Raw genomic sequence first — 23,530 nt, forward strand, 5'->3', positions numbered from 1 at the left:
CGGGTGGCTCCCGGCCGATGAGCCCCGGGGTTGCGGGCTCATGAAGAAGACAACGGGCGCGCTGTGGTGGGAGTCACGCCTTAGAACGGACCGGTTCGCACCGCGCCCCGCACGCGGTCACCGCGGGTGCGGATCGGGCCACACACCGTCAACTCCGTGCAGGATGCAGTGATTTGAAGAGGTGAGGTGAGTCACAAATCACTCCGGCCTCTGGTGGGAAAATCCGGAAATCAACGCATGTAGTGGGTGGCCGGAAATCACCGCTACCTCCGGTAACGGGTAACTGGCCTGGCACGACGGTGCGTTGGTTGATTCCCGCCGCCCCACCTCCCTAGATTCCTCGGCCGTGTGCAACGAGCACCGCTCGGGTACGTCCGCGGGCCGGAGTCAGGCAGGGCACGATCGCCGGCACCGGTCATGGCGGACGGGGCGGGCGCGAGGAACCCCGGTCGTGCGGGGTCCGGCGCGTTCCGCCCGGGGGAGCCCGGGTTCGTGGAGAGGGAACCATATGTCCGAGTGTGCCGATACCACCCGCAACCCCGCCCGTTCCGAGGGCACCCGCAGAGGCCGCACCACGGCCACCCTCGCGGGAGCCGCCCTGCTGGCCCCCCTGGGCCTGCTGGCCGCGACCGGCAACGCCGCCGCGGCGGACAACGGGGTGTGGGACCGCATCGCACAGTGCGAGAGCGGCGGCAACTGGCACATCAACACCGGCAACGGCTACTACGGCGGGCTCCAGTTCTCCGCCGGCACCTGGCGCGCGTACGGCGGCACCGCCTACGCCGCGACGGCCGACCAGGCCTCCAGGAGCGCGCAGATCGCCGTCGCCACCCGGGTCCAGCAGGCCCAGGGCTGGGGAGCCTGGCCGGTCTGCTCCGCCCGGGCCGGAGCCTCCGGCACGGCCCCGGCGGCCGCCCGCACCGGCTCCTCCGGTACGACGCCCCACAAGAGCGGCGCGACGACGAAGTCCGCCCCCGTACGGTCCGCCCCCGTGAACTCCGCCCCGGCCGAGGCGCCCCGGCACCCGGCGGCCGGCGCCTCCCGCGGCGACTACACGGTCCGCGAGGGCGACACGCTGAGCACCATCGCCGCCCGGCACGGCACCACCTGGCAGCGCGTCTACGCCGCGAACCGGGCCGTCATCGGCGACGACCCCGACGTGATCGTGCCCGGCCAGCGCCTCGCGCTCTGAGCGCCGGACACGGGGTGACGGACGGCCGCCGGTCCCGCCGGGGACGGCGGCCGTCCGCGTGCTGCGTGCTGCGTGCTGCGTCCTGCGTCACGGCGCTCCCGCCTGATGTCCCTTCGGCTCGGGCTGCGGAGCCTGGCCGGCGTACTCCGGGTGGTGCAGGTCGAAGGCCGGGGACTCGCTGCGGATCCGGGGCAGGGTGACGAAGTTGTGCCGGGGCGGCGGGCAGGAGGTCGCCCACTCCAGCGAACGGCCGTAGCCCCAGGGGTCGTCGGCCTCGACCTTCTCGCCGTACACGGCGGTCTTCCAGACGTTGTAGAGGAACGGCAGCGTGGACAGGCCGAGCAGGAAGGAGCCGATCGAGGAGACCGTGTTCAGCGCGGTGAAGCCGTCGGACGCCAGGTAGTCGGCGTAGCGGCGGGGCATCCCCTCGGCGCCCAGCCAGTGCTGCACCAGGAAGGTGGTGTGGAAGCCGGCGAAGAGCGTCCAGAACTGGATCTTCCCCAGCCGCTCGTCCAGCATCCTGCCGGTGAACTTCGGCCACCAGAAGGAGAAGCCGCCGAACACCGCGAAGACGACCGTGCCGAAGACCACGTAATGGAAGTGGGCGACGACGAAGTAGGAGTCCGTGACGTGGAAGTCCAGCGGCGGCGAGGCCAGGATCACCCCCGTCAGACCGCCGAACAGGAACGTCACCAGGAAGCCCATCGCCCACAGCATCGGCGTCTCGAAGGACAGCGAGCCCTTGATCATCGTGCCGGTCCAGTTGAAGAACTTCACCCCCGTCGGCACCGCGATCAGGAACGACATCAGCGAGAAGAACGGCAGCATCACCGCGCCGGTGGCGAACATGTGGTGCGCCCACACCACCATCGACAGCCCGGTGATCGCCATCGTGGCGCCGACCAGCGTCAGATAGCCGAAGACCGGCTTGCGGCTGAACACCGGGATGATCTCGGTGATGATCCCGAAGAACGGCAGCGCGATGATGTAGACCTCGGGATGCCCGAAGAACCAGAACAGGTGCTGCCACAGCAGCGCCCCGCCGTTCGCCGCCTGGAACACCTGCGAGCCGAACCGCCGGTCCGACTCCAGCACCAGCAGCGCCGCCGCGAGCACCGGGAACGCCATCAGGATCAGGATCGACGTGAACAGCGTGTTCCAGGTGAAGATCGGCATCCGGAACATCGTCATGCCCGGTGCGCGCATCCCGATGATCGTGGCGAGGAAGTTGACCGCGCCCAGGATGGTCCCGAACCCGGACAGTGCCAGGCCCATGATCCACAGGTCCGGGCCGACGCCGGGGGAGTGCCGGGTGTCGTTGAGCGGCGCGTAGGCGAACCAGCCGAAGGCGGCCGGCCCGTCCGGCACCAGCAGCGAGCCCAGCACGATCAGGCCGCCGAAGGCGAACAGCCAGTACGACAGCATGTTCAGCCGGGGGAAGGCCACGTCCGGGGCACCGATCTGCAACGGCATCAGCTCGTTGGCGAAGCCCGCGAAGCTCGGGGTCGCGAACAGCAGCAGCATGATCGTGCCGTGCAGCGTGAACAGCTGGTTGAACTGGTTGTTGTCCATCAGCTGGAGTCCCGGCCGGGCCAGTTCCGTGCGCATCAGCAGCGCCATGACCCCGCCGGCCAGGAAGAACCCGAACGCCGTGATCAGATACAGATGACCGATCTTCTTGTGGTCGGTGGTGGAGAGCCAGTCCACCACCACCCGGCCGGCCCGGTGCCGTTCCGCCGGACGTGCCGTCACCGCCGCGGTCTCGGTCCCCATCGCTCGCTCGCCCCTTCGCATCGTCGCGCCCGGGACCGCCCGCCGGCTCGCCCCGGCGCGCGGACGCGCACCCGCGAGCGGCCGTCCGGAAGCCCGCCGGGCCGTGCGCCGCGACGGAGCGCGTCCGGCGGTTCTGTGCTGGATCCGTGAATTTCCTATGCGGCGTCAGCCGCCGTGGCACCGCACCGGATTGCGCGGGGAATCGCGCCCCGGGTCCGCCCCGATCCCCACGGCGGCACTTTCCGCCGGGGAATTCGAAGGCGCCGTCCGACACGCGTGAATTCTGCTCGGTTACCCCGAAAAGCCGAACAGAAACCCCCTTACGGGTGACGGACTTCGGACAAAACGCGAGTCCGGAAACCGTGACACAGGTGTGACCGGACGGGTCGCTTCTCCTGCCCGGCGGGGTACGGCTAGCGTGGCCGTATGGCACCGATTCCCACTCCGCCGGCGGAGCCCCAGGACAGTCCGGACGCCTACGTCGGCCTGGAGGCCGCGCACGCCGAGCGGCTCGCCCGGCAGCGCGGCTGGCCGACCGTGCGGTCGCTGCCGCCCGGCGCGATCATCACCATGGAGTACCGCTCCGGCCGGCTGAACTTCGAGGTACGGGACGGCCGGGTGAGCCGGGCCTGGAAGGGGTGACCCGGCGCCGGTACGGCGAAGGCCCCGCTCCGGGAACAGGAGCGGGGCCTTCGCCGTCGGCGCGGGGAGGTCGTGCGTACCGGCCCCGGCGCCCGGGTCCGCCGTCAGCCGCCGGTCAGGGGACGGGCCGGCTGGGTCGTGCCGCGGGGGAGGCGGTCGGCGTGCGGCGGGCGGCGGCTGCCCGCCGGGGTGACCGGGGCGCGTTCCGAACGGGCCGTGTGCGGCCCGGGCGCCAGGTGCGCGACGCCCCGGGAGGCGCGGGTCGGGGAGACCGGCTCGCGGGCCGGAGCCGGCTGCTCCGCCGGGGCGCCGAGCGGCCTGAGCACGACGGGCGCGACCGGCTCCGGCGCGGGGCGGCCGCGGCGGTCGCGCCAGCGGTCGCGCAGGTCGAACAGCGTCAGTTCGGCCTTGGCGATCAGCGGCTCGAACCAGGGCAGGGCGAGCAGGATCAGCAGGCCGGCGGCCCAGCCCAGCAGCACGTCGCTCAGCCAGTGCGTACCGAGGTAGACGGTGGTGAGGCCGACGCCGAGCGAGGTGACCGCGGAGAGGGCCGACAGCCAGCGGCGCGCTCTCGGGGTGGAGGCCAGATAGGCGAGGATGCCCCAGGTCACGACCGCGTTGGCGGTGTGGCCGCTGGGAAATATATCGCCGCCCAGGCCCATCTCGTTCGAGCCGATCACGGTGGCGTAGTGCGGGCCGAGCCGTCCCATGCCGATCTTCGCGGCGCCGACGGTGGCGTTCAGCAGCAGCAGGGTGGTGGCGAGGGTGAGCAGCGGGCGCAGGGTGTGCTGCCGCCACGAGCGCCAGCCGAGCCAGGCCGCGACCATCACGGCGGTGGGGCCGCGCTGGCCCAGCACCACGTAGTAGTCGAGGAACGCGTGGATCTGCGGCCACTGCTGGTACGGCCGGAAGAACATGACCTGCCAGTCCAGCCGGACGAGCCAGGAGGTGGTCACGACGGCCCACACGATCGCCAGGTAGAAGGCCAGGGTCGCGGAGAACAGCACGACCCGGTGCCGGCTCATCCGCGGCATATCGATGTGGGCCGGTCGTTCCGGCTCCCGGTCCAGTCTGGCGAACACCCGGTCCAGACGCCGGGTGAGGTTTCGTTCGGTACGCACCCAATCGACGTTACAGCGAGTGAGCGGTGTTCCCGGACGAAACAGCGGCTTTGTGATGACGATGTGATGTGGCAAACCTCTCAAGGGCGCCCAGAATTCCCGGGATTCCGCAATCCGGAGAGAGCGATCGGGTCAATTCCTTTGATCATGCCGGGTGTTGTTTATATGGCGCTTATGAATGCGTTAACCCGGACCTGGTGTGGAATTCTCCCGGACGTCATCGGTCCGCCGCTGTCGATCATGGTGGCCCGGGACCGTCCGGCCGGACCCGCCCCTGACCAGGGGCGTGTACGCCGAGACGCGCGCCCGGCGCGTGCTTCGCGCCCCGCTCTCGCCCGAACGGGGCCACGGCCGAAGGCGCGCGGGTGCCGGGACCGGCCGGTCACGGGGAAGAGGGCGTGCTGTACGCCACACGGGTCGCCCCGCACGGGTGAGAGGTGCGCCACGTGACCCCGTGGCCGACTCGCGTACGCTGACGAGTCACTCGCGTGGCTCCGCGCGGGCCGTGGACACCGCTCGTCCCGGCCGTCCGACAGGGAGTCCCCACCCCGTCTCCGCCCCACGTGAGGGATCATCTGGGAGGTACGTACATGTCCGGGACGACCACGGCTGCCGCGCCGCAGCGGCGTCGGGCGGCCGGGGCCGGTGCCGACCGGTGGGTCGTCCTCGTCGTCCTGTGCGCCAGCCTGCTGCTCGTCGCGCTCGACGCCACCGTGCTGCACGTGGCGGTCCCCGCCGTCACCGAGGACCTCCGGCCGGGCGCCGTGGAACTGCTGTGGATCGTCGACGTCTATCCGCTGGTCTGCGCCTCGCTGCTGATCCTCTTCGGCACCCTGGGCGACCGGGTCGGCCGCAGACGGGTGCTGCTGCTCGGCTACGGCCTCTTCGGCGTCGCCTCCGCCGTGGCCGCGTTCGCCTGGAGCGCGCCGATGCTGATCCTCGCCCGCGCGCTGCTCGGCGTCGGCGGTGCGATGATCATGCCGGCCACGCTGTCGATCCTCCGCCAGGTCTTCCCCGACCGGCGCGAGCGCGCCCTCGCCATCGGCGTCTGGAGCGCGGTGGCCGCGGTCGGCGCGGCGGTCGGGCCGCTGCTCGGCGGGTTCCTGCTGGAGCACTTCTGGTGGGGCTCGGTCTTCCTGGTCAACATCCCGCTGATGCTGATCAGCCTTCCGGTGGGCCGGATGCTGCTGCCGGAGTCCCGGGGCACGGCCGACGGGTCCTGGGACGTGACCGGCGCGCTGTTCGCGGCGGGCGGGCTCTTCGGCGCCGTCCTCGGGGTGAAGCGGCTCGGCGGAGGCCAGGCGCCGGCGAGTCCGGCCACCCTGCTGCCCCTGCTGGCCGGTGCGGCCCTCCTCTTCCTCTTCGTACGGCGCCAGCGGCGGCACCCGCATCCGCTGGTGGAACTGCGGATGTTCGCCCGGCCCGCGTTCGGCACCTCGGTGGGCTGCATCGTCCTGGCCATGCTCGCGCTGGTCGGCCTGGAGCTGGTCGCCGCCCAGTACCTGCAACTGGTGCTCGGCCTGTCCCCGCTGCGGACCGGCCTCCGGCTGCTGCCGCTGACCGTCGCGGCCATGGCGGCGGGCCTGGCCGGCGCACGCGTGCTGCGCCGCTTCGGGCCACGGCGGATGGTGTGCGCCGGGTTCTGCCTGACGGCCGCCGCGGTGCTGACCCTGACCGCGATGGGCGGCACCGACGACCCGCCGCTGCTGCTGGCCGGGTTCGTGCTGCTGGGCTTCGGCCTGGAGACCACCCTCTTCGGCGCGTACGAGTCGATGCTGAGCGAGGCCCCGGCCGGCCGGGCGGGCGGCGCGGCGGCGATCGGCGAGACGGCGTACCAGCTCGGCGCGGGCATCGGCATCGCGCTGCTGGGCAGCGTGATGAACGCGGCCTACGCCCCGGGGCTGCGCGGGGTACCGGGTGTGCCGCGGGGCGCCTCGGACGCGGCGGGCCATTCCCTCGGCGAGGCCTACGAGGTGGCCGGCCGGCTCGGCGGGGCCGCCGGGGCCGCGCTGCGCCGGGCGGCGCGGGACTCCTTCGTGCACGGGCTGCACGTGACCCTGCTGGTGAGCGCGGGTCTGTTGCTGCTGGGCGCGCTGCTGGCGCTGCGGCTGCCGCGGGCCGTGCAGTGCGGTGGGGAACCGGCCGACGGCGAGGTGGGGCTGCCGGCACCCCGGGAGGCCGAGCCGGCCCCCGGCAAGCCGCGGGTCACCGCCTGACCCGGCCCCGGACGACCCGCCCCGGCCACGCGGACCGCCCGCACCGGCCCGGCTCCGGACGCGCGGGCCCCTGTGCCGGTCCGCATGGCGGGGCCCCCGCATCGGTCCGGTCGCGGGTGGGCGGGGTGCCCGTGCCGGTCCGCTTGGGACGCTCGGGGTGCCCGTGCCGGTCCGCTTGGGACGCTCGGGGCGCCCGTGCCGGTCCGCTTGGGACGCTCGGGGCGCCTGTGCCGGCGTGGGCGGGCGGGCCCGCGTACCAGCCTGGCTCCGGACGCCATGACCCCGTACCGTTCCGGCTCCGGACGCGCGGGCCCCTGTGCCGGTCCGCATGGCGGGGCCCCTGTACCGGTCCGGTCGCGGACGCGCGGGGTGCCCGTGCCGGTCCCGTTCCCGACGCGCGCGAGGCGCGTGCCGGTCCGGTCTGGACGTGCGGGAATCCGCGTCGTAACGTCGGCCGGAGAAGCCGTAACTAGCGCTGCTAGTTTTGTCGCGTTCCGTCCCGGAGGATGTCTCATGTCCGCGTCCGCGAAGCTGCCCCCGTTCGATGCCGCCGATCCGCTCGGCATCGACGATCTGCTGGAGCCGGAGGACCTGGCGATCCGGGACACGGTCCGCGGCTGGGCGGCCGACCGCGTCCTGCCGTACGTCGCCGACTGGTACGAGAAGGGCGAGCTGCCCGGCATCCGGGACCTCGCCCGCGAACTCGGCTCCCTCGGCGCGCTCGGCATGTCGCTCACCGGATACGGCTGCGCGGGCGCGAGCGCCGTGCAGTACGGCCTGGCCTGCCTGGAGCTGGAGGCGGCCGACTCGGGCATCCGGTCGCTGGTCTCCGTGCAGGGCTCCCTCGCGATGTACGCCATCCACCGGTTCGGCAGCGAGGAGCAGAAGCGGCAGTGGCTGCCGCGCATGGCGGCCGGCGAGGTGATCGGCTGCTTCGGGCTGACCGAGCCCGACCACGGCTCCGACCCCGCCTCGATGCGCACCCACGCCAAGCGCGACGGCGACGACTGGGTCCTCAGCGGCCGCAAGATGTGGATCACCAACGGCTCGGTCGCCGGGGTGGCCGTGGTCTGGGCACAGACCGAGGAGGGCATCCGCGGCTTCGTCGTGCCCACCGACAGCCCCGGCTTCTCGGCACCGGAGATCAAGCACAAGTGGTCCCTGCGCGCCTCGGTCACCAGCGAACTGGTCCTGGACGACGTACGGCTGCCCGGCACCGCCGTGCTGCCGGAGGTCACCGGGCTGCGCGGACCGCTCGGCTGTCTCTCGCACGCCCGCTACGGCATCGTCTGGGGTGCGATGGGCGCCGCGCGCAGCAGCTTCGAGGCGGCCCTGGACTACGCGCGGACGCGGGAGCAGTTCGGGCGGCCCATCGGCGGCTTCCAGCTCACCCAGGCCAAGCTCGCCGACATGGCGGTGGAGCTGCACAAGGGGATCCTGCTCGCCCACCACCTGGGGCGGCGGATGGACGCCGGCCGGCTGCGGCCGGAACAGATCAGCTTCGGAAAGCTCAACAACGTCCGCGAGGCCATCGAGATCTGCCGTACGGCGCGGACGATCCTCGGTGCCAACGGGATCTCCCTGGAGTACCCGGTGATGCGGCACGCGACCAATCTGGAATCGGTGCTCACCTACGAGGGCACCGTCGAGATGCACCAGCTCGTGCTGGGCAAGGCGCTCACCGGGCTGGACGCCTTCCGGTGAGCCCCCTGGCAGGGCGGGGCCGTGAGCGGCCCTGCCTCAGCTCTGGTTGAAGAAGCCGTCGGAGCGGTGCGCGGACGCCTCGCCGCTGATGATCTCCGTGTCGGCCGGGGTGAGCAGGAACACCCGGTTGGAGACGCGGTCGATCGAGCCGCGCAGCCCGAAGATGAGCCCGGCCGCGAAGTCCACGACCCGCTTGGCGTCGCCGGGCTCCATGTTGGTGAGGTTCATGATGACCGGGATCCCGTCCCGGAACAGCTCGCCGATGGCGCGGGCGTCCCGGAAGCTGTCCGGGGTCACCGTGCCGATCCGGCGGCCCTTCTCCTCGGCGGTGTCCGTGGCCACCCGCACGCGCGGGTCGGTGACCCAGGCGTCCCCGGACGCGGTGCCCTCGGAGTAGTCGTCGTCGTAATAGCGCTCGTCATCGTTGTCGTCGACGAGGCCGAGCCATGCACTCGCCTTGCGTACCGATCCCATGGACGCCTCCTCTCACAGCGGTCCTTCTTGCTTTCCGCATCCCTATGGTCATCCATGATGCGGACGGTGCGCCAAGTGGATAGACGCCGCGCGGGGGGTTTGTGACGGTACTGGTGCACAGCCGTTCCGTCGAGAGTCCTTGTGCCCCAAGGGTCGCGGGTCATACCGCTGCTGACTGAGAGTGAAATATGATTGTTCCCGGCGGACGGGTGAGAGGAGGTGCGTCCGGGTGATCCTGACGGGCGCTCAGACGGGCCCCGGCCGGTCGCCGGGGCCCGTCATAGCCGTCAGTTCTTCTGTTCCGGCGGGCTGATGCGGGACTCCTCGATCGCCGAGCCGGTCGTCCCCCACTTCTTGAGAATCCGCTCGTAGGAGCCGTCGGAGAGCAGCTTGTTGACGGCCGCCTGGAAGGCCGGCGCCAGCTCGGATCCCTTCTTGAAGGCGAAGCCGACGTCCAGGCGGTGGTACTCGTTGAGGAACTTCAGACCATCCTGATGGGCGACGGCGTAGCGCAGGCCGTTGATCGTGGACATCACCACATCGCTGCGGCCCTGCTGGAGCGAGGACCACAGCGCGCTCTGCTCGCTGTAGGTCTGCACCTGGTACGCCTTCTCGCCCGCGTCGGAGCACACGTGCTTGCTCCGCTCCAGCGTGGCCTCGAAGGTGGTGCCGGCGCCCGTCGCCACGTTCAGGCCGCACAGCTGCTTCAGGTCGGTGATCTTCGTCAGCTTGCTGTCCTTGCGGGTGGCGAAGCCCTGGCCGTCGTTGATGTAGGTGACGAAGTCGATGGTCTTGCGGCGCTCGTCGGTGACGCCGAAGTTGCTCGCGCCGAAGTCGTACTTGCCGCTGTCCAGGGCGGGCAGGATCGCGTCGAAGCTCGCCTGCTCCACCTTCAGCTTGATGCCGAGCACCCGGGCCACCGCCCGGGTGAAGTCGACGTCCTGGCCGGTCAGGGTCTTGCCGTCGCCGAGGTAGGCGGTGCCGGGCGGGGTGCCGCCGACGCTGACCGCGACGGTGAGGCCGGTGGTGCCGGCGGGCAGCAGCTTCGCCGCCGCAGGATCCTCCCGGATGGCGGAGACGACGTCCGTGGTGGGAATCCCGGCGTTCTTGGCGGCCACTCCGGAGGCACCCGCACCGTCCGTGTCACCGGAGCCGGAACCGCAGGCGGTGAGCAGGAGGGCGGCCGAGGTAATGGCGGTAAAGGGTATGACATGCCGAAAAATGGGCGTACGCATCGGTCAGCGGTCTCCTGAGAGCAGGCGGGTGTGCGGAAGCGCGAGGGGAGGGGAGCGCGTGTGAAGGCGGGGTGAAAGCAAGAGAACGCGAGGAGGCCCGCCGGGACGGCGGGCGCGCAGGGGGTCAGCTCAACAGGAAGAGGACCACACGCGACCGAAGTCGATGTGGGAGCGGGTGACCAGCCACTGCTGTGGATGCATGGGCCAAGTGGAACAGGCATCCGGTTCCGCGTCAACTGACTTGAGATGTACGGCTCACAGTATGGACAGCCTTGACAGCGGACCGAAACGCCCCCGTACTCTCGGCATACGGCCCTGCTGAGGGGCTCGGCCGTATCCGCGTCGCGCGGCGCGCCCGTGTGAAGGCATCACCTTCGTTCCGACGATTCACGCGTCACGGAGCCTTCGCATGTCATCCGACACCCTCGCCAAAGTCCCCGCCCCCTCCCAGACCCCCGAGCCCGCCGACGCCCCGCGGATCGTCCCGCAGCGCCGCTACGGCCAGTGGACGGCGGCCGTCGCCGTCCTCGTACTGCTCGGGCTCGCCGTCAACTCCGTCCTGCGCAACAAGGCGTTCCAGTGGGACGTCGTCGCCGAGTACTTCACCTCGGACGCCATCCTGCGCGGGCTGTGGCTCACGCTGTGGCTGACCGCCGTGGTGATGGCCCTCGGCTTCGCCCTCGGCACCCTGCTCGCCGCGTTCCGGCTGTCCGCCAACCCCGTGCTGCGCGCGGTCAGCTGGGGCTACGTCTGGCTGTTCAGGTCCATCCCGATCCTGGTGCAGCTGCTGCTGTGGTTCAACATCGGGGCGCTGTACCCGCAGGTGCTGGGCGTGAAGACCGTCAACCTGCTCAGCCCGGTCGCCGTCGCCGTCGTCGGCCTCACCCTGCACGAGGCCGCCTACGCCGCCGAGGTCGTCCGCGGCGGCATCCTCTCCGTCGACCGCGGGCAGATCGAGGCCGCCCAGGCGCTCGGCCTCGGCCGCGGGCGGCGCTGGTGGCGAATCGTTCTGCCACAGGCGATGCGCTCGATCGTGCCGCCCGCCGCCAACATGCTGATCGGCACCCTCAAGGGCACCTCGATCGTCAGCATCATCGCCGTCAACGACCTGCTGTTCTCCGCCCAGTTGGTGTACCACCGCACCTACCAGGTGATCCCGCTGCTGATGGTCGCCACCCTCTGGTACGCCGTGGTCACCTCGCTGCTCGGCGTCGGCCAGTACTACGTCGAGAAGCGCTACGCCCGCGGCACGGAGAAGACCCGATGAGGCAGCAGCTGGTGATCGTCGGGGCCGGGCCGCGGGGGACCGGCATCCTCGAGCGCCTCGCCGCCAACGCGTCCGCGCTGTACACGGGTCCGGGCCTGGACATCCACCTCGTCGACCCCCATCCGCCGGGCGGCGGACGCATATGGCGCGAGGAGCAGTCCCCGCTGCTGTGGATGAACTCGCACGCCGAGGACGTCACCATGTTCACCGACGACACGGTGGCCATGGACGGCCCGGTACGCCCGGGCCCCACCCTGCACGAGTGGGCCGGGCTGGACGGCCGGGTCTTCCCCGACCGGCGGCTCCAGGGCCGCTATCTGCGCTGGGTGTACGACCGGGCCCGGGCCGCCCTGCCCCCGCACGTCACCGTCCACCACCACCCCCGGCGCGCCCTCAGGATCAGCGGGCCCCGCGAGGGCCGGCAGCGCGTGTGGCTCGCGGGGGACCCGCGCCCGCTCCTCGCCGACCTGGTGATCCTCGCCCTGGGGCACCTGGACGCCGAACTCGACGGCGAGCAGGCCGCATTGGCCGCCTACGCCCGGGACCACGGCCTGGTGCACCTGCCGCCCGACTTCACCGCCGACAGCGACCTGTCCGCGCTGGAGCCCGGCGAACCCGTCCTCGTCCGCGGCTTCGGCCTGGCCTTCGTGGACCTGATGGTCCTGCTCACCGAGGGCCGCGGCGGACGCCACGAGGGCGACCGGTACCTGCCCTCGGGGCGGGAGCCGGTGCTCTACGTCGGCTCCCGGCGCGGAGTGCCGTACCACTCGAAGATCGGCTACGACCTCACCGGCGACCGGCCGCCGCTGCCCCGCTTCTTCGGCCCCGCCGAGGTGGACGCCCTGCTGGCCCGCCCCGGCGGCCCGGACTTCCGGCGCGATGTGTGGCCGCTGGTCGAGAAGGAGCTGGGCTTCGCCCACTACCACCGGCTGTTCACCGCCCACCCCGGGCGTACGGCGATGGCCTGGCCGGACTTCGAGGCGAGGTACGCGGCGGCCGACGCCCCCGCCGAGCGCCGGGCGCTGGTCGCCGCCGCCGTGCCCGACCCGGCCGACCGGCTCGACCTCACCGCGCTGGACCGCCCGCTGGACGGGGTCCGCCACGCCTCGCACGACGCCTTCCAGGACGGGATGCGGGAGTACATCGAGGCGGACCTGCGCCGCCGTCACGACCCCGCCCACAGCCCCGACCTGGCCGTCTTCCTCGGGCTGCTCTCCGTCTACGGGCAACTCATCCGGCTCGGCGACCTCGGGCCGTGGTGGCACGGGTTCTTCAGCTACCTGGCGTCCGGGCCGCCCGGACCGCGGCTGCGGCAGATGCTCGCACTGTCCCGGGCCGGACTGCTCCGGTTCGTCGGGGCCGGCATGACCGTCACCGCCGAGGACGGGGTGTTCCGGGCCGCCAGCCCCACCGTGCCGGGCTTCTCCGTCGACGCCCGGGCGCTGGTGGAGGCCCGGCTGCCCGAACCGGCCCTCGGCCGCACCCGGGACGGCCTGCTGCGCGAACTGCGCGCCGACGGCGCCGCCGAGTCCCCCGAAGGGCTGCTCCGGGTCGACCCCGGCGACGGCCGGATCCTGGACACCGCCGGACGCCCGCACCCCCGGCGGTTCGCGCTCGGCCCGTACACCGACTCCCGCACCCCCGGCGCGTTCACCCGGCCGCGCACCGGCGGCCCCGCGTTCCGGCAGAACGACGCGACCGCCCGGGCGGCGCTGTTCTTCCTCACCTCACAGGCGGCCCCGGACGCGGTCCCGGACGCCCCCGCACCAGCGAAGGAGCTCACGCGATGAGCGTCATGGTCGACATCCGGTCGGTGTACAAGAGCTTCGGCTCGCTCGACGTGCTCAAGGGCATCGACCTCCAGGTGCGCGCCGGCGAGGTCACCGTCGTGCTCGGCCCCTCCGGCTCCGGCAAGTCCACCCTGCTGCGCACCATCAACCACCTGGAGAAGGTGGACCGGGGCGAGATCAGCGTGGACGGCGCGCTGATGGGCTACCGGCGGGCCGGGAACAAGCTGCACGAGCTGCCCGAGCGCGAGGTGCTGCGGCAGCGCACCCGGATCGGGTTCGTCTTCCAGAACTTCAACCTCTTTCCCCACCTCACCGTCCTGGAGAACGTCATCGAGGCGCCGGTGTCCGCGCTGAAGCGGCCCCGGAAGGAGGCCGTGGAGAGCGCACGCCGGCTGCTGGAGCGGGTCGGGCTCGGGGACAAGGCGGACGCCTATCCGCGTCAGCTGTCCGGCGGGCAGCAGCAGCGGGTGGCCATCGCGCGGGCACTCGCGCTGGAGCCGAGGCTGCTGCTGTTCGACGAGCCGACGTCCGCGCTCGATCCCGAGCTGGTGGGAGAGGTGCTGGACGTCATCCGGGACCTGGCGGCACAGGGCACCACGATGATCGTCGTCACCCACGAGATCGCGTTCGCCCGGGAGGTCGCCGACACGGTGGTGTTCATGGCCGACGGACGGATCGTGGAGCAGGGAACCCCGGAGCAGGTGCTGGGCGCGCCGCGCGAGGAGCGGACCCGGACGTTCCTGGCGAAGGTGCTGTGAGGGTGGGTGCCGAGGGGACGCGACGCGGTCGCGGCAGGGCGTGCGGCGGGTCCGGCAGCGCCGGGCCGCGCCGCCGTGGCCGCGCGCCGTCGCGGTGGGGACGAGAACGCGGACCGTGGCGGGCCCGGACGGCGCGGGCGCGGCACGTGGTGGGGAAGGAGCGGGCATGAGGGGGCTGTTGCACCTCGCCGCCGCGCTCGATCAGCCGGGGGTGTTCGACGGCGGGGCGTTCACCGGGCCGGCGCGGCTCGCCGAGCGCGGGGGGCTGGACTTCGTGACGCTGGACGACTCCTTCGCCCGGCCCGGCCCCGACGCGCTCGGCGTGCTGTGCCGGGTGGCGGCCGCGACCCGGCGGATCGGTCTGGTGCCGACGGTCACCACCACGCACACCGACCCCTTCCGGGTGCAGGCCGCCGTGGCCACCCTGGACTGGATCAGCCGGGGCCGGGCCGGCTGGCGGATCGACGTGTCCGCCACCGAGGGCGAGGCCCGGCTGTTCGGCCGCCGGCCCGCGGCGTCCGCCGACGCCCTGTGGCGGGAGGCGGGTGAGACCGCCGACGCGGCCGCACGGCTGTGGGACAGCTGGGAGGACGGAGCCGAGATCCGGGACGTGGCCACCGGCCGCTTCCTCGACGGGGACCGGGTGCACCGCGTCGACTTCACCGGCACCGCCTTCTCGGTCCGGGGCCCCTCGACCGTGCCCCGGCCGCCGCAGGGCCACCCCGTCCGCGTGGTCGACGCCACCGAGGGCGACGCCCGCACGGTCGCCGCCCGCCACGCCGACGTGGTCCTGGTCCGGGCGTCCTCCCCCGCCCAGGCCGCCCACTTACGGGACCGGCTGCGGGACCAGGCGGGCACGTTCGGGCGGGACCCGGACACGCTGAGAGTGCTGGTGAGCCTGCTGGTGGACCTCGGCGAGGGCGAGTACGCGGCCGAGCCGGGATGGGGATCCCCCCTGTTCGAACGGAGCCGGGAACTCGGCGGATGGGGTGGCGGGCCGCACCCGACCGCGCGCGGCCCGCTGTACCGGGGCGGCCCGGTGGACCTCGCGGAGCTGGTGGCCGCCTGGCACGCCGAGGGCGTCGCCGACGGCTTCCACTTCGTCCCGGTCGAACCGCGCCGCGATCTGGAACGGCTGGTCAACGGCACGGTGGCGCTGCTCCAGCACCGCGGGCTGTTCCGCACCTTCTACCCGGGCAGCACCCTGCGCGAGCACCTGGGCCTGACCCGGCCCGCCAACCGGTACGCCGCGTCCCGGGCGTCGGCCGAGGCCCGGGGAGCGTCATGACCGCGGGACAGCTGCACCTGGCTGCCGTGCCACCGGGCGCCGACCCGGCCGCCCCGGGCGCCGGCGACCCGGCCGGTGTGGGGACCGGCGCCCTGTGGACCGGGGCGGGCGCGGGCTCGCGGGTCGCGTTCGCCTCCTTCGAACGGCTCGCCGGCGCCGCCGAGCGCGGCCTGTTCGACTTCCTCCTGCTGGACGAGGAGCCGCCGCTGCCCGAGTACCGGGGGCGGCCGCACGAACTGGACCCGGTGGGCGGGCCGGAACCGGTCGCCGTGCTCGCCGCGCTCGCCGGGGTCACCACCCGGCTCGGCCTCGCCGCCACGGTGAACGCCGCCTGGGCGGAGCCGTACGACCTCGCCCGCAGGCTGGCCACCCTGGACCACCTCAGTGCGGGCCGGGCGGGCTGGCGGGTGGGGACCGCGGCGGGCCACCGCTCCGCCGGCCGTCCCGACCCCTGCGGCCGGGCCGCCGAACTCCTCCTGGCCGCCCGGCGGTTGTGGGATTCATGGAGCCCCGACGGGGTGCCCCGGCCGTTCGCCCACCGGGGCCGGCACTTCGACATCGCGGGCGAGTTCGGGCTGCCCCGCTCGCCCCAGGGCCACCCCGTGGTGATCCGGTCCGGGGAGTCCGAGCGGGCCCGGGAACTGGCCGCGGCCTCGGCCGACGTGCTCCTCGTCCGGCACGCCCCGCCGGGACCGGCCCGCGCCCGCTACGCCGACGTCAAACGGCGGCTCGCGGCGTACGGCCGCGGCCCCGGGGACCTGAAGGTGATGTCCCGGATCACCGTCGTGCTCGGCGACACCGCGGCCGGGGCGCAGGAGCGGGCCGCCGGGATCCGGCGGCAGCTGATCGGCCCGCGCCACGCGCTGTACGCGGTGGAGCGGATCTGGGGGACGGACCTGTCCGGATACGACCCCGACGGCCCGTTGCCCCGGGCCGAGCCCCGCGCCCGGGACCGCCGTACACGCGCGCTCGCCGCGCGCTGGCGGGCGCTGGCCGAGGAGAAGGGGCTCTCCCTGCGGGAGACCGTGATCGAGGCGAGCGGCCGGCAGTCCTTCGTCGGCACGCCCGGCACGGTCGCCGCCGACCTGCACCGGTACGCCGAGGAGGGGGCCGCCGACGGCTTCCTCCTGGTCCCGCAGCTCCCGGCCGGCGGCCTGGAGGAGTTCGTGGACCGGGTGGTGCCGCTGCTCCAGGAGCGCTCCGCCTTCCGCACGGAATACCGGGGCCGCACGCTCCGCTCCCATCTCGGGGTGCCGGGAGGGACGACGGATGAGACATGAGACAGAGGAAAGGAACCTGAGATGACGACGGACGCGTCCGACGCCTGGAAGCAGTGGCACGAGGACCGGGTGGAGAGCGTTTCGGCGCCCTACGGCCCGCTCGCGCTGACCGGGACGCACTGGGTCGAGGACTATCCGGATGGTCGACTTCCGGACATTCCCGGAAAGTGGGTGGCGCGGGAGGACGGGGTCGTGCTCACCGCCACCGAGGCCGACGGCCTGACCGTGGCCGGCCGGCCGTTCGCCGGCGAGACCACCCTGGCCGCCGACAGCGGCCCGGAGGCCGGGGCGCGGGTCGCGCTGGGGGAGAAGCGGCTGGTCGTCCTCGTGCGCGAGGGCGTGTGGGGGGTGCGGGTGTTCGACCCGGACTCCGCCGCCCGGCGGGCCTTCCGGGGCATCGAGGCCGGCCCCTACGACCCGCGCTGGTCGGTGCCGGGCCGGTTCACCCCGTACGACGGCACGCGCACCATCCGGCTCGGCAACGCCGACGGCCGCGAGCGCGGCTTCGACCTCGCCGGTGAGCTGGCCTTCCCGCTGGCCGGCCGGGAGCGGACGCTGAAGGTCGCGCAGCGGGCGGACGGCGGCCTGTGGGCGGTGTTCGCCGACGCCACCAGCGGTGACACCAGCTTCCGGTTCCGCTTCCTCTTCCCGGCGGCGCCGGACGCCGAGGGGCGCGTGACCGTCGACTTCAACCGCGCACAGCTCCCGCCGTGCGCCTTCGCCGGCCACTTCATCTGCCCGCTGCCGGCCCCCGGCAACACGCTGGACGTGGCGGTCGAGGCGGGGGAGCGCCGGCTGAGCTGAGCCCCGGTGCGCCGGCCCGGCGCCGCCCGGGCGTCCGGGCCGGCCCGGTGCCGTCCTGTGGTGCGTTGGGGTGGTTGTGGGCCGACGGCCGAAAGGCACCCTTGTGCCGACCGGCCGTTCGGCCGAATACTCCACCCCAGCGCTTGTCAGGGGCATGTACATCGCATCCGGTCGGGCTCCTGGCTGCGCCTCACGGGCCCCGACCCCACGCGGGCCCCCGACTTCCCTTGGAGGGGAACGACAAGTGAGGATCAAGCGCACCACTCCCCGCGGCGGCACCGCGAGACGGGTCCGGCTGACGGCCGTGGCCACGGGTTTCCTCGCCGCGGCGGCGTTCGCCGCCCCCACCGCGAACGCCAGTGACGCCCACACCTTCAGTGCCACCCAGCTCACCAAGGCGAGCGACTCCGTCCGCCGGGCCGACGTCCCCGGCACGGCCTGGGCGGTGGACGCCAAGACCAACCGCGTCGTCGTCACCGTCGACAGCACGGTGTCCCAGGCCGAGATCGCCAAGATCGAGAAGCAGGCCGGGGGCGACGCGGACGCCCTGGTGATCAAGCACACGCCGGGCAAGTTCAACAAGCTGATCTCCGGCGGCGACGCCATCTACGCGAGCGGCTGGCGCTGCTCGCTGGGGTTCAACGTCCAGGACTCCAGCGGCAACTACTACTTCCTGACCGCCGGGCACTGCACCGACGGCGCGACCACCTGGTGGTCGAACTCCTCCCACACCACCACGCTCGGCACCACGGCCGGCTCCAGCTTCCCCGGCAACGACTACGGTCTCGTGCGCTACACCAACAGCTCGGTGACCAAGTCGGGTGCCGTGGGCAGCCAGGACATCACCAGCGCGGCCACGCCGTCGGTGGGCACGACCGTCTACCGCCGCGGGTCCACGACCGGTACGCACAGCGGCCGGGTCACCGCGCTCAACGCGACGGTCAACTACGGCGGCGGCGACATCGTCTCCGGCCTGATCCAGACCACCGTGTGCGCCGAGCCCGGCGACTCCGGCGGCCCGCTGTACGGCGGCACCACGGCCTACGGCCTGACCTCGGGCGGCAGCGGCGACTGCTCCTCCGGTGGTACGACGTTCTTCCAGCCGGTCACCGAGGCGCTGAGCGCCTACGGGGTGCACGTCTTCTGACGCCCTCCCCCCATCGGCCCCGGCCCCCGCACGCTCCGGTGTGCGGGGGCCTCGCCGTGCGGTCGCGGCGGGTGTTTGCGCAGGTCGGAGGCGCTCGAACGGCTGTCGTACACATGTTCGGGAATGGAGGTATGGTGGGGAGGGCAGTAGGGAACTGATGTTCGAAGAGTCGTTCGGGGCTCACGTGTGCGGGAGGTGGGTGTGCCGGGCTTCGCGCATCTGCACACCGTCTCCGGGTTCTCCCTGAGGTACGGGGCGTCCCACCCGGAGCGGCTGGCCGAGCGCGCCGCGGAGCGGGGCATGGACGCCCTCGCCCTGACCGACCGCGACACCCTCGCCGGAACCGTGCGCTTCGCCAAGGCCTGCGCCGGGGCGGGCGTCCGCCCGCTGTTCGGGGTGAACCTGGCGGTGGCGGCGCGGGAGACCGTACGCCGTGACAAGCGGCGCAGCCCGGTGCGCGGCGGCGCCTTCGTGGACGAGTCGGACCCCCGGGTGACCTTCCTCGCCCGGGACGGCGCCCGGGGCTGGGCCGACCTGTGCCGGCTCGTCACCGCGGCGCACGCGGGCGGGGGGAATCCACTGCTGCCGTGGGCCGGCCACCGGGGCGACGCGCTGGTGGTGCTGCTCGGGCCGGACTCGGACGTGGGCCGGGCGCTCGCCGCCGGCCGGCCCGACCGGGCGGCGGCCCTGCTGGTCCCGTGGCGCGAGGTCTACGGCGACGCGCTGCGGCTGGAGGCCGTCTGGCACGGCCGTACCGGCACCGGCCCCGGCTCGCTGCGGCTGGCGGCCCGTACCGTCGGGTTCGCCGCCGAGCAGGGGGTGCGGCCGGTGCTCGGCAACGCCGTCCGGTACGCCGACCCCGGGCAGGGACCGGTGGCCGACGTGCTGGACGCCGCCCGCCGCCTGGTGCCCGTCGACCCCCGTGGGGAGCTGGACTCCGGTGAGGCCTGGCTGAAGGACGGGCCGGCCATGCTGGACGCCGCCGAACGGATCGTGGAGGCGGCCGGATACCGGCGGCAGGCCGCCCACCGGCTGCTGGAGCAGACCCTGGCCACCGCCGCCGAGTGCCGGGTCGACCCCGAGGACGACCTGGGCATGGGCAGCGTGCACTTTCCCGAGCCGCACCTCGTCGGCGCCGGCCGGCGCACCGCCCAGCGGGCCCTCGCCTCCCGGGCCGCGGCGGGCATGCTGCGGCTCGGCCACGGCGGGCGGCGCGCGTACTGGGAGCGGATGCACCACGAGCTGGACATCATCGCCCACCACGGCTTCGCCTCCTACTTCCTGACGGTCGCCCAGGTGGTCGACGACGTCCGGGCGATGGGCATCCGGGTGGCCGCCCGCGGCTCCGGGGCCGGGTCGCTCGTCAACCACCTCCTCGGCATCGCGCACGCCGACCCGGTCGAGCACGGGCTGCTGATGGAACGCTTCCTGTCCAAGGAGCGGGTGGTGCTGCCGGACATCGACATCGACGTGGAGTCCGCGCGGCGGCTGGAGGTCTACCGGGCGATCATCGGCCGGTTCGGCGGCGAGCGGGTGGCGACCGTCGCCATGCCGGAGACCTACCGGGTCCGGCACGCCATCCGGGACGTGGGCGCCGCGCTGTCCATGGACCCGGCCGAGATCGACCGGATCGCCAAGTCCTTCCCGCACATCCGGGCGCGCGACGCCCGCGCGGCCCTGGCCGAACTGCCCGAACTGCGGCGGCTCGCGGGGGAGAAGGAGAAGTACGGCAGGCTGTGGGAGCTGGTCGAGGCGCTGGACGCGCTGCCGCGCGGGGTCGCCATGCACCCGTGCGGGGTGCTGCTGTCCGACGCCTCCCTGCTCGCCCGTACGCCGGTGGTGCCCACCAGCGGCGAGGGGCTGCCCATGGCCCAGTTCGACAAGGAGGACGTGGAGGACCTCGGGCTGCTCAAGCTGGACGTCCTGGGCGTGCGGATGCAGTCGGCGATGGCGCACGCGGTCGCCGAGGTGGAGCGGGCGAGCGGGGAGCGGATCGACCTGGACGCGGTGGAGCCGGGCGACCCGGAGACCTACCGGCTGATCCGGTCCGCCGAGACGCTGGGCTGCTTCCAGATCGAGTCGCCCGGCCAGCGGGACCTGGTGGGGCGGCTCCAGCCGAGCACCTTCCACGACCTGGTCGTCGACATCTCGCTGTTCCGGCCCGGTCCCGTCGCCGCCGACATGGTGCGGCCCTTCATCGAGGCGCGGCACGGACGGGCGCCCGTGCGCTACCCGCACCCGGACCTGGCGGAGCCGCTGAAGGGGACGTACGGGGTCGTCGTCTTCCACGAGCAGGTCATCGACATCGTCGCCATCCTGACCGGCTGCGGCCGGGGCGAGGCCGACCGGGTGCGGCGCGGGCTGTCCGACCCCGGGACGCAGGGCCGGATCCGGGTGTGGTTCGCCCAGCGGGCGGCGGCCCGGGGGTACGACGCGGAGACGATCCGGCGGACCTGGGAGATCGTGGAGGCCTTCGGGTCGTACGGCTTCTGCAAGGCGCACGCCGTCGCCTTCGCCGTGCCCACCTACCAGTCGGCGTGGCTGAAGGCCCATCACCCGGCCGCCTTCTACGCCGGGCTGCTCACCCACGACCCCGGGATGTACCCGAAGCGGCTGCTGCTGGCCGACGCCCGGCGGCGCGGGGTGCCGATCCTGCCGCTGGACGTGAACGTGTCGGGCACCGCCCATCGAATCGAACTGGTGTCCGGGTCGCCGGTGGTGTGGGGGCTGCGGCTCGCGCTGTGCGACGTCCACGGCATCGGCGAGGCCGAGGCGCGGCGGATCGCGGACGGGCAGCCGTACTCCTCGCTGGTCGACTTCTGGGAGCGGGCCCGGCCGAGCCGGCCGCTGGCCCAGCGGCTCGCCCAGGTCGGCGCGCTGGACGCCTTCGGCGCCAACCGGCGCGATCTGCAACTGCACCTGTCCGAGCTGCACCGGGGCGCCCGGAGCGGCGGCGGTGGCCAGCTCCCGCTGGCCGGCGGCCGGAAGACCGCGCCGGCCGGGCTGCCGGACCTGACCTCGGCGGAGAGGCTCAGCGCCGAGCTGGGCGTGCTGTCCATGGACGCCTCGCGCAATCTCATGGACGACCACCGGGAGTTCCTGGCGGAGCTGGGCGTGCTCTCCGCGCGCCGGCTGCGCGCGGCCCGGCACGGGGAGACCGTGCTGGTCGCGGGGGCCAAGGCGGCCACCCAGACCCCGCCCGTGCGCTCCGGCAAGCGGGTCATCTTCTCCACCCTGGACGACGGCACGGGACTGGTGGACCTCGCCTTCTTCGACGACTCCCACGACGCCTGCGCCCACACCGTCTTCCACTCCTGGCTGCTGCTGGTGCGCGGGGTGGTGCAGCGGCGCGGCCCGCGCAGCCTCAGCGTGGTCGGCTCCGCCGCCTGGAACCTCGCCGACCTGGTGGAGGTGCGGCGCGCGGAGGGGCTCGACGGCGTCGCGGCCCGGCTGGCCGGCCCGTCCGGCGCGGACGGGTCCCCGGCGCGGGGCGGCGGCGGTCCGTTCCGGGCCCGGGTCGCGGGGTCCGAGGGGCCGCCCGCGCCGGCCGGCTCCGCGGCCCCGGACCCGATGGCGGACCGGACGATCCGCATGCCCACGGGGTACGAGATGCACCCCTGGGCCGATCTGCGGCCCGCGGGCGAGGGCGCCGCGCAAGGGCCGGCGGCGATACGGAAGTTGTGGCACCAGAGTCCGGGGAGTGCGGGATGACCATCCTCTGCGTACGTTTCCAGCTGCCGCCGATGTACGAGGCGGCCCTGCCGGGGCTGCTCGGGCTGCTGGAGGAGTTCACCCCGGTCGTGGAGGCGCTGCCGCCGGACGGGGCGCTGGCCGATCTGCGCGGTGCCGAGCGGTACTTCGGGCGCGACGCGGTGGAACTGGCCTCGGTGATCCGGGTACGGGCCCTCGCCCGGTACGGCGTCGACTGCGCGATCGGCGCCGGGCCGGGCCCGATGCTGGCCCGGATGGCGCTGCGCGAGGCCCGGCCCGGGGTGACCCGCGCGGTGCCGGCGGACGCCGTCGCCGAGTTCCTCGCGGACCGGCCCGTCGCCGCGCTGCCCGGCGTCGGCGCGGCGACCGCCCGCACCCTGGGCGAGTACGGCCTGGACACCCTGGGCCGGGTCGCCGCCGCGCCGCTGTCCACGCTCCAGCGGCTGATCGGGGCGCGGGCGGGCCGGGAACTGCGGGAGAGGGCGGGCGGCATCGACCGCGGCCGGGTCGTCCCGAACGCCGTCTCGCGCTCGCTGATGACGGAGCGGGCCTTCTCCCTCGACGAACTGGACCCCGACCGGCACCGCAGGGCGCTGCTGTCGGCCGCCGAGGAGATCGGCGCCCGGCTGCGCGCGGTGGAGAAGGTCTGCCGCACCCTGACCCTCACCGTGCGCTACGCCGACAGGTCCGCCACCACGCGCAGCCGCGTCCTGAAGGAGCCGACCGCGCATTCGGCGGCCCTGACGAGGACGGCCTACGGCATGTACGAGGCGCTGGGCCTGCAACGCGCCCGGGTCCGCGCGCTCGCCCTGCGCGCCGAGGACCTGGCCCCCGCCGACCAGGCCGCCCACCAGCTCACCTTCGACCCCGTGGACGAGAAGGTCCGCCGCGTCGAGGAGGCGGCGGACCGGGTCCGGGCGAGGTTCGGCCCCCGCGCGGTCGTCCCGGGCACCCTGGCGGCGTGACCCCGCCCGCCGCGCGCACCCTGGTTAGCACTGCAAGTTTTTACTGACGCGTAACTTCACAGCCGGACTACCCGACCGTAACTTGACGAGTGAACAGCATCCCGTGATCCGGATCACAGGGACAGGCCGTGCACCTCCCCTTGAGCCGCAAGGAGATCACACG

Annotated in this window: 17 protein-coding genes; 13 read left to right on the forward strand and 4 right to left on the reverse strand. The window is 73.5% G+C overall.

All coding sequences use genetic code 11. The features are described 5' to 3' along the window. The first annotated feature begins 508 nt into the window (after window positions 1-508). Complete coding sequence (locus tag ACZ4W9_RS24520) at window positions 509-1,192, forward strand: LysM peptidoglycan-binding domain-containing protein (protein WP_467939258.1); 684 nt, start codon at window positions 509-511, stop codon at window positions 1,190-1,192. Between the two features lie 87 nt (window positions 1,193-1,279). Here ACZ4W9_RS24520 and ctaD read toward each other — a convergent pair whose 3' ends face one another. Next, window positions 1,280-2,965: an aa3-type cytochrome oxidase subunit I gene (gene ctaD, locus ACZ4W9_RS24525; protein WP_467939260.1), complete on the reverse strand. Its 1,686-nt coding sequence runs from the start codon at window positions 2,963-2,965 to the stop codon at window positions 1,280-1,282. Window positions 2,966-3,391: 426 nt separating this feature from the next. Between ctaD and ACZ4W9_RS24530 the strand changes: the two genes are divergently transcribed. After that, window positions 3,392-3,607, forward strand: a complete 216-nt coding sequence (locus tag ACZ4W9_RS24530) for an I78 family peptidase inhibitor (RefSeq protein ID WP_467939262.1) — start codon at window positions 3,392-3,394, stop codon at window positions 3,605-3,607. A gap of 104 nt (window positions 3,608-3,711) precedes the next feature. Here ACZ4W9_RS24530 and ACZ4W9_RS24535 read toward each other — a convergent pair whose 3' ends face one another. Beyond that, entirely contained in the window at window positions 3,712-4,728 is a 1,017-nt protein-coding gene (locus tag ACZ4W9_RS24535; protein ID WP_467939264.1) for a phosphatase PAP2 family protein, read from the reverse strand. Between the two features lie 590 nt (window positions 4,729-5,318). Between ACZ4W9_RS24535 and ACZ4W9_RS24540 the strand changes: the two genes are divergently transcribed. Together ACZ4W9_RS24540 and ACZ4W9_RS24545 are read left to right on the forward strand one after the other, a co-directional pair. Next, window positions 5,319-6,944: an MFS transporter gene (locus ACZ4W9_RS24540; protein ID WP_467939266.1), complete on the forward strand. Its 1,626-nt coding sequence runs from the start codon at window positions 5,319-5,321 to the stop codon at window positions 6,942-6,944. Between the two features lie 513 nt (window positions 6,945-7,457). After that, window positions 7,458-8,648 carry an acyl-CoA dehydrogenase family protein gene (locus ACZ4W9_RS24545; RefSeq protein ID WP_467939268.1) on the forward strand — a complete coding sequence of 397 codons (1,191 nt, stop codon included), beginning with the start codon at window positions 7,458-7,460 and terminating at the stop codon, window positions 8,646-8,648. Window positions 8,649-8,684: 36 nt separating this feature from the next. On the opposite strand, the gene ACZ4W9_RS24550 is transcribed toward ACZ4W9_RS24545, so the two are convergent. Further along, window positions 8,685-9,122 (reverse strand): cell division protein SepF, encoded by a 438-nt coding sequence (locus ACZ4W9_RS24550; RefSeq protein ID WP_467939270.1) that lies wholly within the window; start codon window positions 9,120-9,122, stop codon window positions 8,685-8,687. Window positions 9,123-9,409: 287 nt separating this feature from the next. Then, window positions 9,410-10,357 carry an ABC transporter substrate-binding protein gene (locus ACZ4W9_RS24555; protein ID WP_467939272.1) on the reverse strand — a complete coding sequence of 316 codons (948 nt, stop codon included), beginning with the start codon at window positions 10,355-10,357 and terminating at the stop codon, window positions 9,410-9,412. Between the two features lie 409 nt (window positions 10,358-10,766). On the opposite strand from ACZ4W9_RS24555, the gene ACZ4W9_RS24560 reads away from it, so the two are divergent. The 9 genes from ACZ4W9_RS24560 (at window position 10,767) to ACZ4W9_RS24600 (ending at window position 23,367) form a co-directional block, all read left to right on the forward strand. Further along, entirely contained in the window at window positions 10,767-11,624 is an 858-nt protein-coding gene (locus tag ACZ4W9_RS24560) for an amino acid ABC transporter permease (protein WP_467939274.1), read from the forward strand. Then, window positions 11,621-13,414, forward strand: a complete 1,794-nt coding sequence (locus ACZ4W9_RS24565) for an FAD/NAD(P)-binding protein (RefSeq protein WP_467939276.1) — start codon at window positions 11,621-11,623, stop codon at window positions 13,412-13,414. Before ACZ4W9_RS24560 ends, ACZ4W9_RS24565 begins: the two co-directional genes overlap by 4 nt. Beyond that, complete coding sequence (locus ACZ4W9_RS24570; RefSeq protein ID WP_467939278.1) at window positions 13,411-14,172, forward strand: amino acid ABC transporter ATP-binding protein; 762 nt, start codon at window positions 13,411-13,413, stop codon at window positions 14,170-14,172. Before ACZ4W9_RS24565 ends, ACZ4W9_RS24570 begins: the two co-directional genes overlap by 4 nt. A 166-nt stretch (window positions 14,173-14,338) precedes the next feature. Beyond that, entirely contained in the window at window positions 14,339-15,460 is a 1,122-nt protein-coding gene (locus ACZ4W9_RS24575) for an LLM class flavin-dependent oxidoreductase (RefSeq protein ID WP_467939280.1), read from the forward strand. Further along, window positions 15,457-16,740 (forward strand): NtaA/DmoA family FMN-dependent monooxygenase, encoded by a 1,284-nt coding sequence (locus ACZ4W9_RS24580; protein ID WP_467939282.1) that lies wholly within the window; start codon window positions 15,457-15,459, stop codon window positions 16,738-16,740. Before ACZ4W9_RS24575 ends, ACZ4W9_RS24580 begins: the two co-directional genes overlap by 4 nt. A 21-nt stretch (window positions 16,741-16,761) precedes the next feature. Next, the gene (locus ACZ4W9_RS24585) at window positions 16,762-17,544 is read left to right on the forward strand and encodes a DUF1684 domain-containing protein (protein WP_467939284.1); all 783 of its coding nucleotides are present in this window, start codon (window positions 16,762-16,764) and stop codon (window positions 17,542-17,544) included. A 244-nt stretch (window positions 17,545-17,788) separates the two neighbouring features. After that, window positions 17,789-18,691, forward strand: coding sequence for a S1 family peptidase (locus ACZ4W9_RS24590; protein ID WP_467939286.1), 903 nt, complete (start codon window positions 17,789-17,791; stop codon window positions 18,689-18,691). A 201-nt stretch (window positions 18,692-18,892) separates the two neighbouring features. Continuing rightward, on the forward strand, window positions 18,893-22,402 hold the full coding sequence (locus ACZ4W9_RS24595; protein ID WP_467939288.1) for a DNA polymerase III subunit alpha: 3,510 nt from the start codon (window positions 18,893-18,895) through the stop codon (window positions 22,400-22,402). Then, window positions 22,399-23,367, forward strand: a complete 969-nt coding sequence (locus ACZ4W9_RS24600) for a DNA polymerase Y family protein (RefSeq protein ID WP_467939290.1) — start codon at window positions 22,399-22,401, stop codon at window positions 23,365-23,367. The genes ACZ4W9_RS24595 and ACZ4W9_RS24600 overlap by 4 nt, the downstream gene beginning before the upstream one ends. Window positions 23,368-23,530 lie beyond the last annotated feature (163 nt).

The sequence above is a fragment of the Streptomyces sp. NPDC029296 genome (genome assembly GCF_055569255.1).

Bases quoted from the DNA above. Each gene is read 5' to 3' on its own strand.
- ACZ4W9_RS24575 (WP_467939280.1), top strand. From the start codon at position 14,339: ATGAGGGGGCTGTTGCACCTCGCCGCCGCGCTCGATCAGCCGGGGGTG.
- ACZ4W9_RS24550 (WP_467939270.1), bottom strand. From the start codon at position 9,122: ATGGGATCGGTACGCAAGGCGAGTGCATGGCTCGGCCTCGTCGACGAC.
- ACZ4W9_RS24555 (WP_467939272.1), bottom strand. From the start codon at position 10,357: ATGCGTACGCCCATTTTTCGGCATGTCATACCCTTTACCGCCATTACC.
- ACZ4W9_RS24520 (WP_467939258.1), top strand. From the start codon at position 509: ATGTCCGAGTGTGCCGATACCACCCGCAACCCCGCCCGTTCCGAGGGC.
- ACZ4W9_RS24545 (WP_467939268.1), top strand. From the start codon at position 7,458: ATGTCCGCGTCCGCGAAGCTGCCCCCGTTCGATGCCGCCGATCCGCTC.
- ctaD (WP_467939260.1), bottom strand. From the start codon at position 2,965: ATGGGGACCGAGACCGCGGCGGTGACGGCACGTCCGGCGGAACGGCAC.
- ACZ4W9_RS24600 (WP_467939290.1), top strand. From the start codon at position 22,399: ATGACCATCCTCTGCGTACGTTTCCAGCTGCCGCCGATGTACGAGGCG.
- ACZ4W9_RS24540 (WP_467939266.1), top strand. From the start codon at position 5,319: ATGTCCGGGACGACCACGGCTGCCGCGCCGCAGCGGCGTCGGGCGGCC.
- ACZ4W9_RS24530 (WP_467939262.1), top strand. From the start codon at position 3,392: ATGGCACCGATTCCCACTCCGCCGGCGGAGCCCCAGGACAGTCCGGAC.
- ACZ4W9_RS24560 (WP_467939274.1), top strand. From the start codon at position 10,767: ATGTCATCCGACACCCTCGCCAAAGTCCCCGCCCCCTCCCAGACCCCC.
- ACZ4W9_RS24565 (WP_467939276.1), top strand. From the start codon at position 11,621: ATGAGGCAGCAGCTGGTGATCGTCGGGGCCGGGCCGCGGGGGACCGGC.
- ACZ4W9_RS24585 (WP_467939284.1), top strand. From the start codon at position 16,762: ATGACGACGGACGCGTCCGACGCCTGGAAGCAGTGGCACGAGGACCGG.
- ACZ4W9_RS24580 (WP_467939282.1), top strand. From the start codon at position 15,457: ATGACCGCGGGACAGCTGCACCTGGCTGCCGTGCCACCGGGCGCCGAC.
- ACZ4W9_RS24570 (WP_467939278.1), top strand. From the start codon at position 13,411: ATGAGCGTCATGGTCGACATCCGGTCGGTGTACAAGAGCTTCGGCTCG.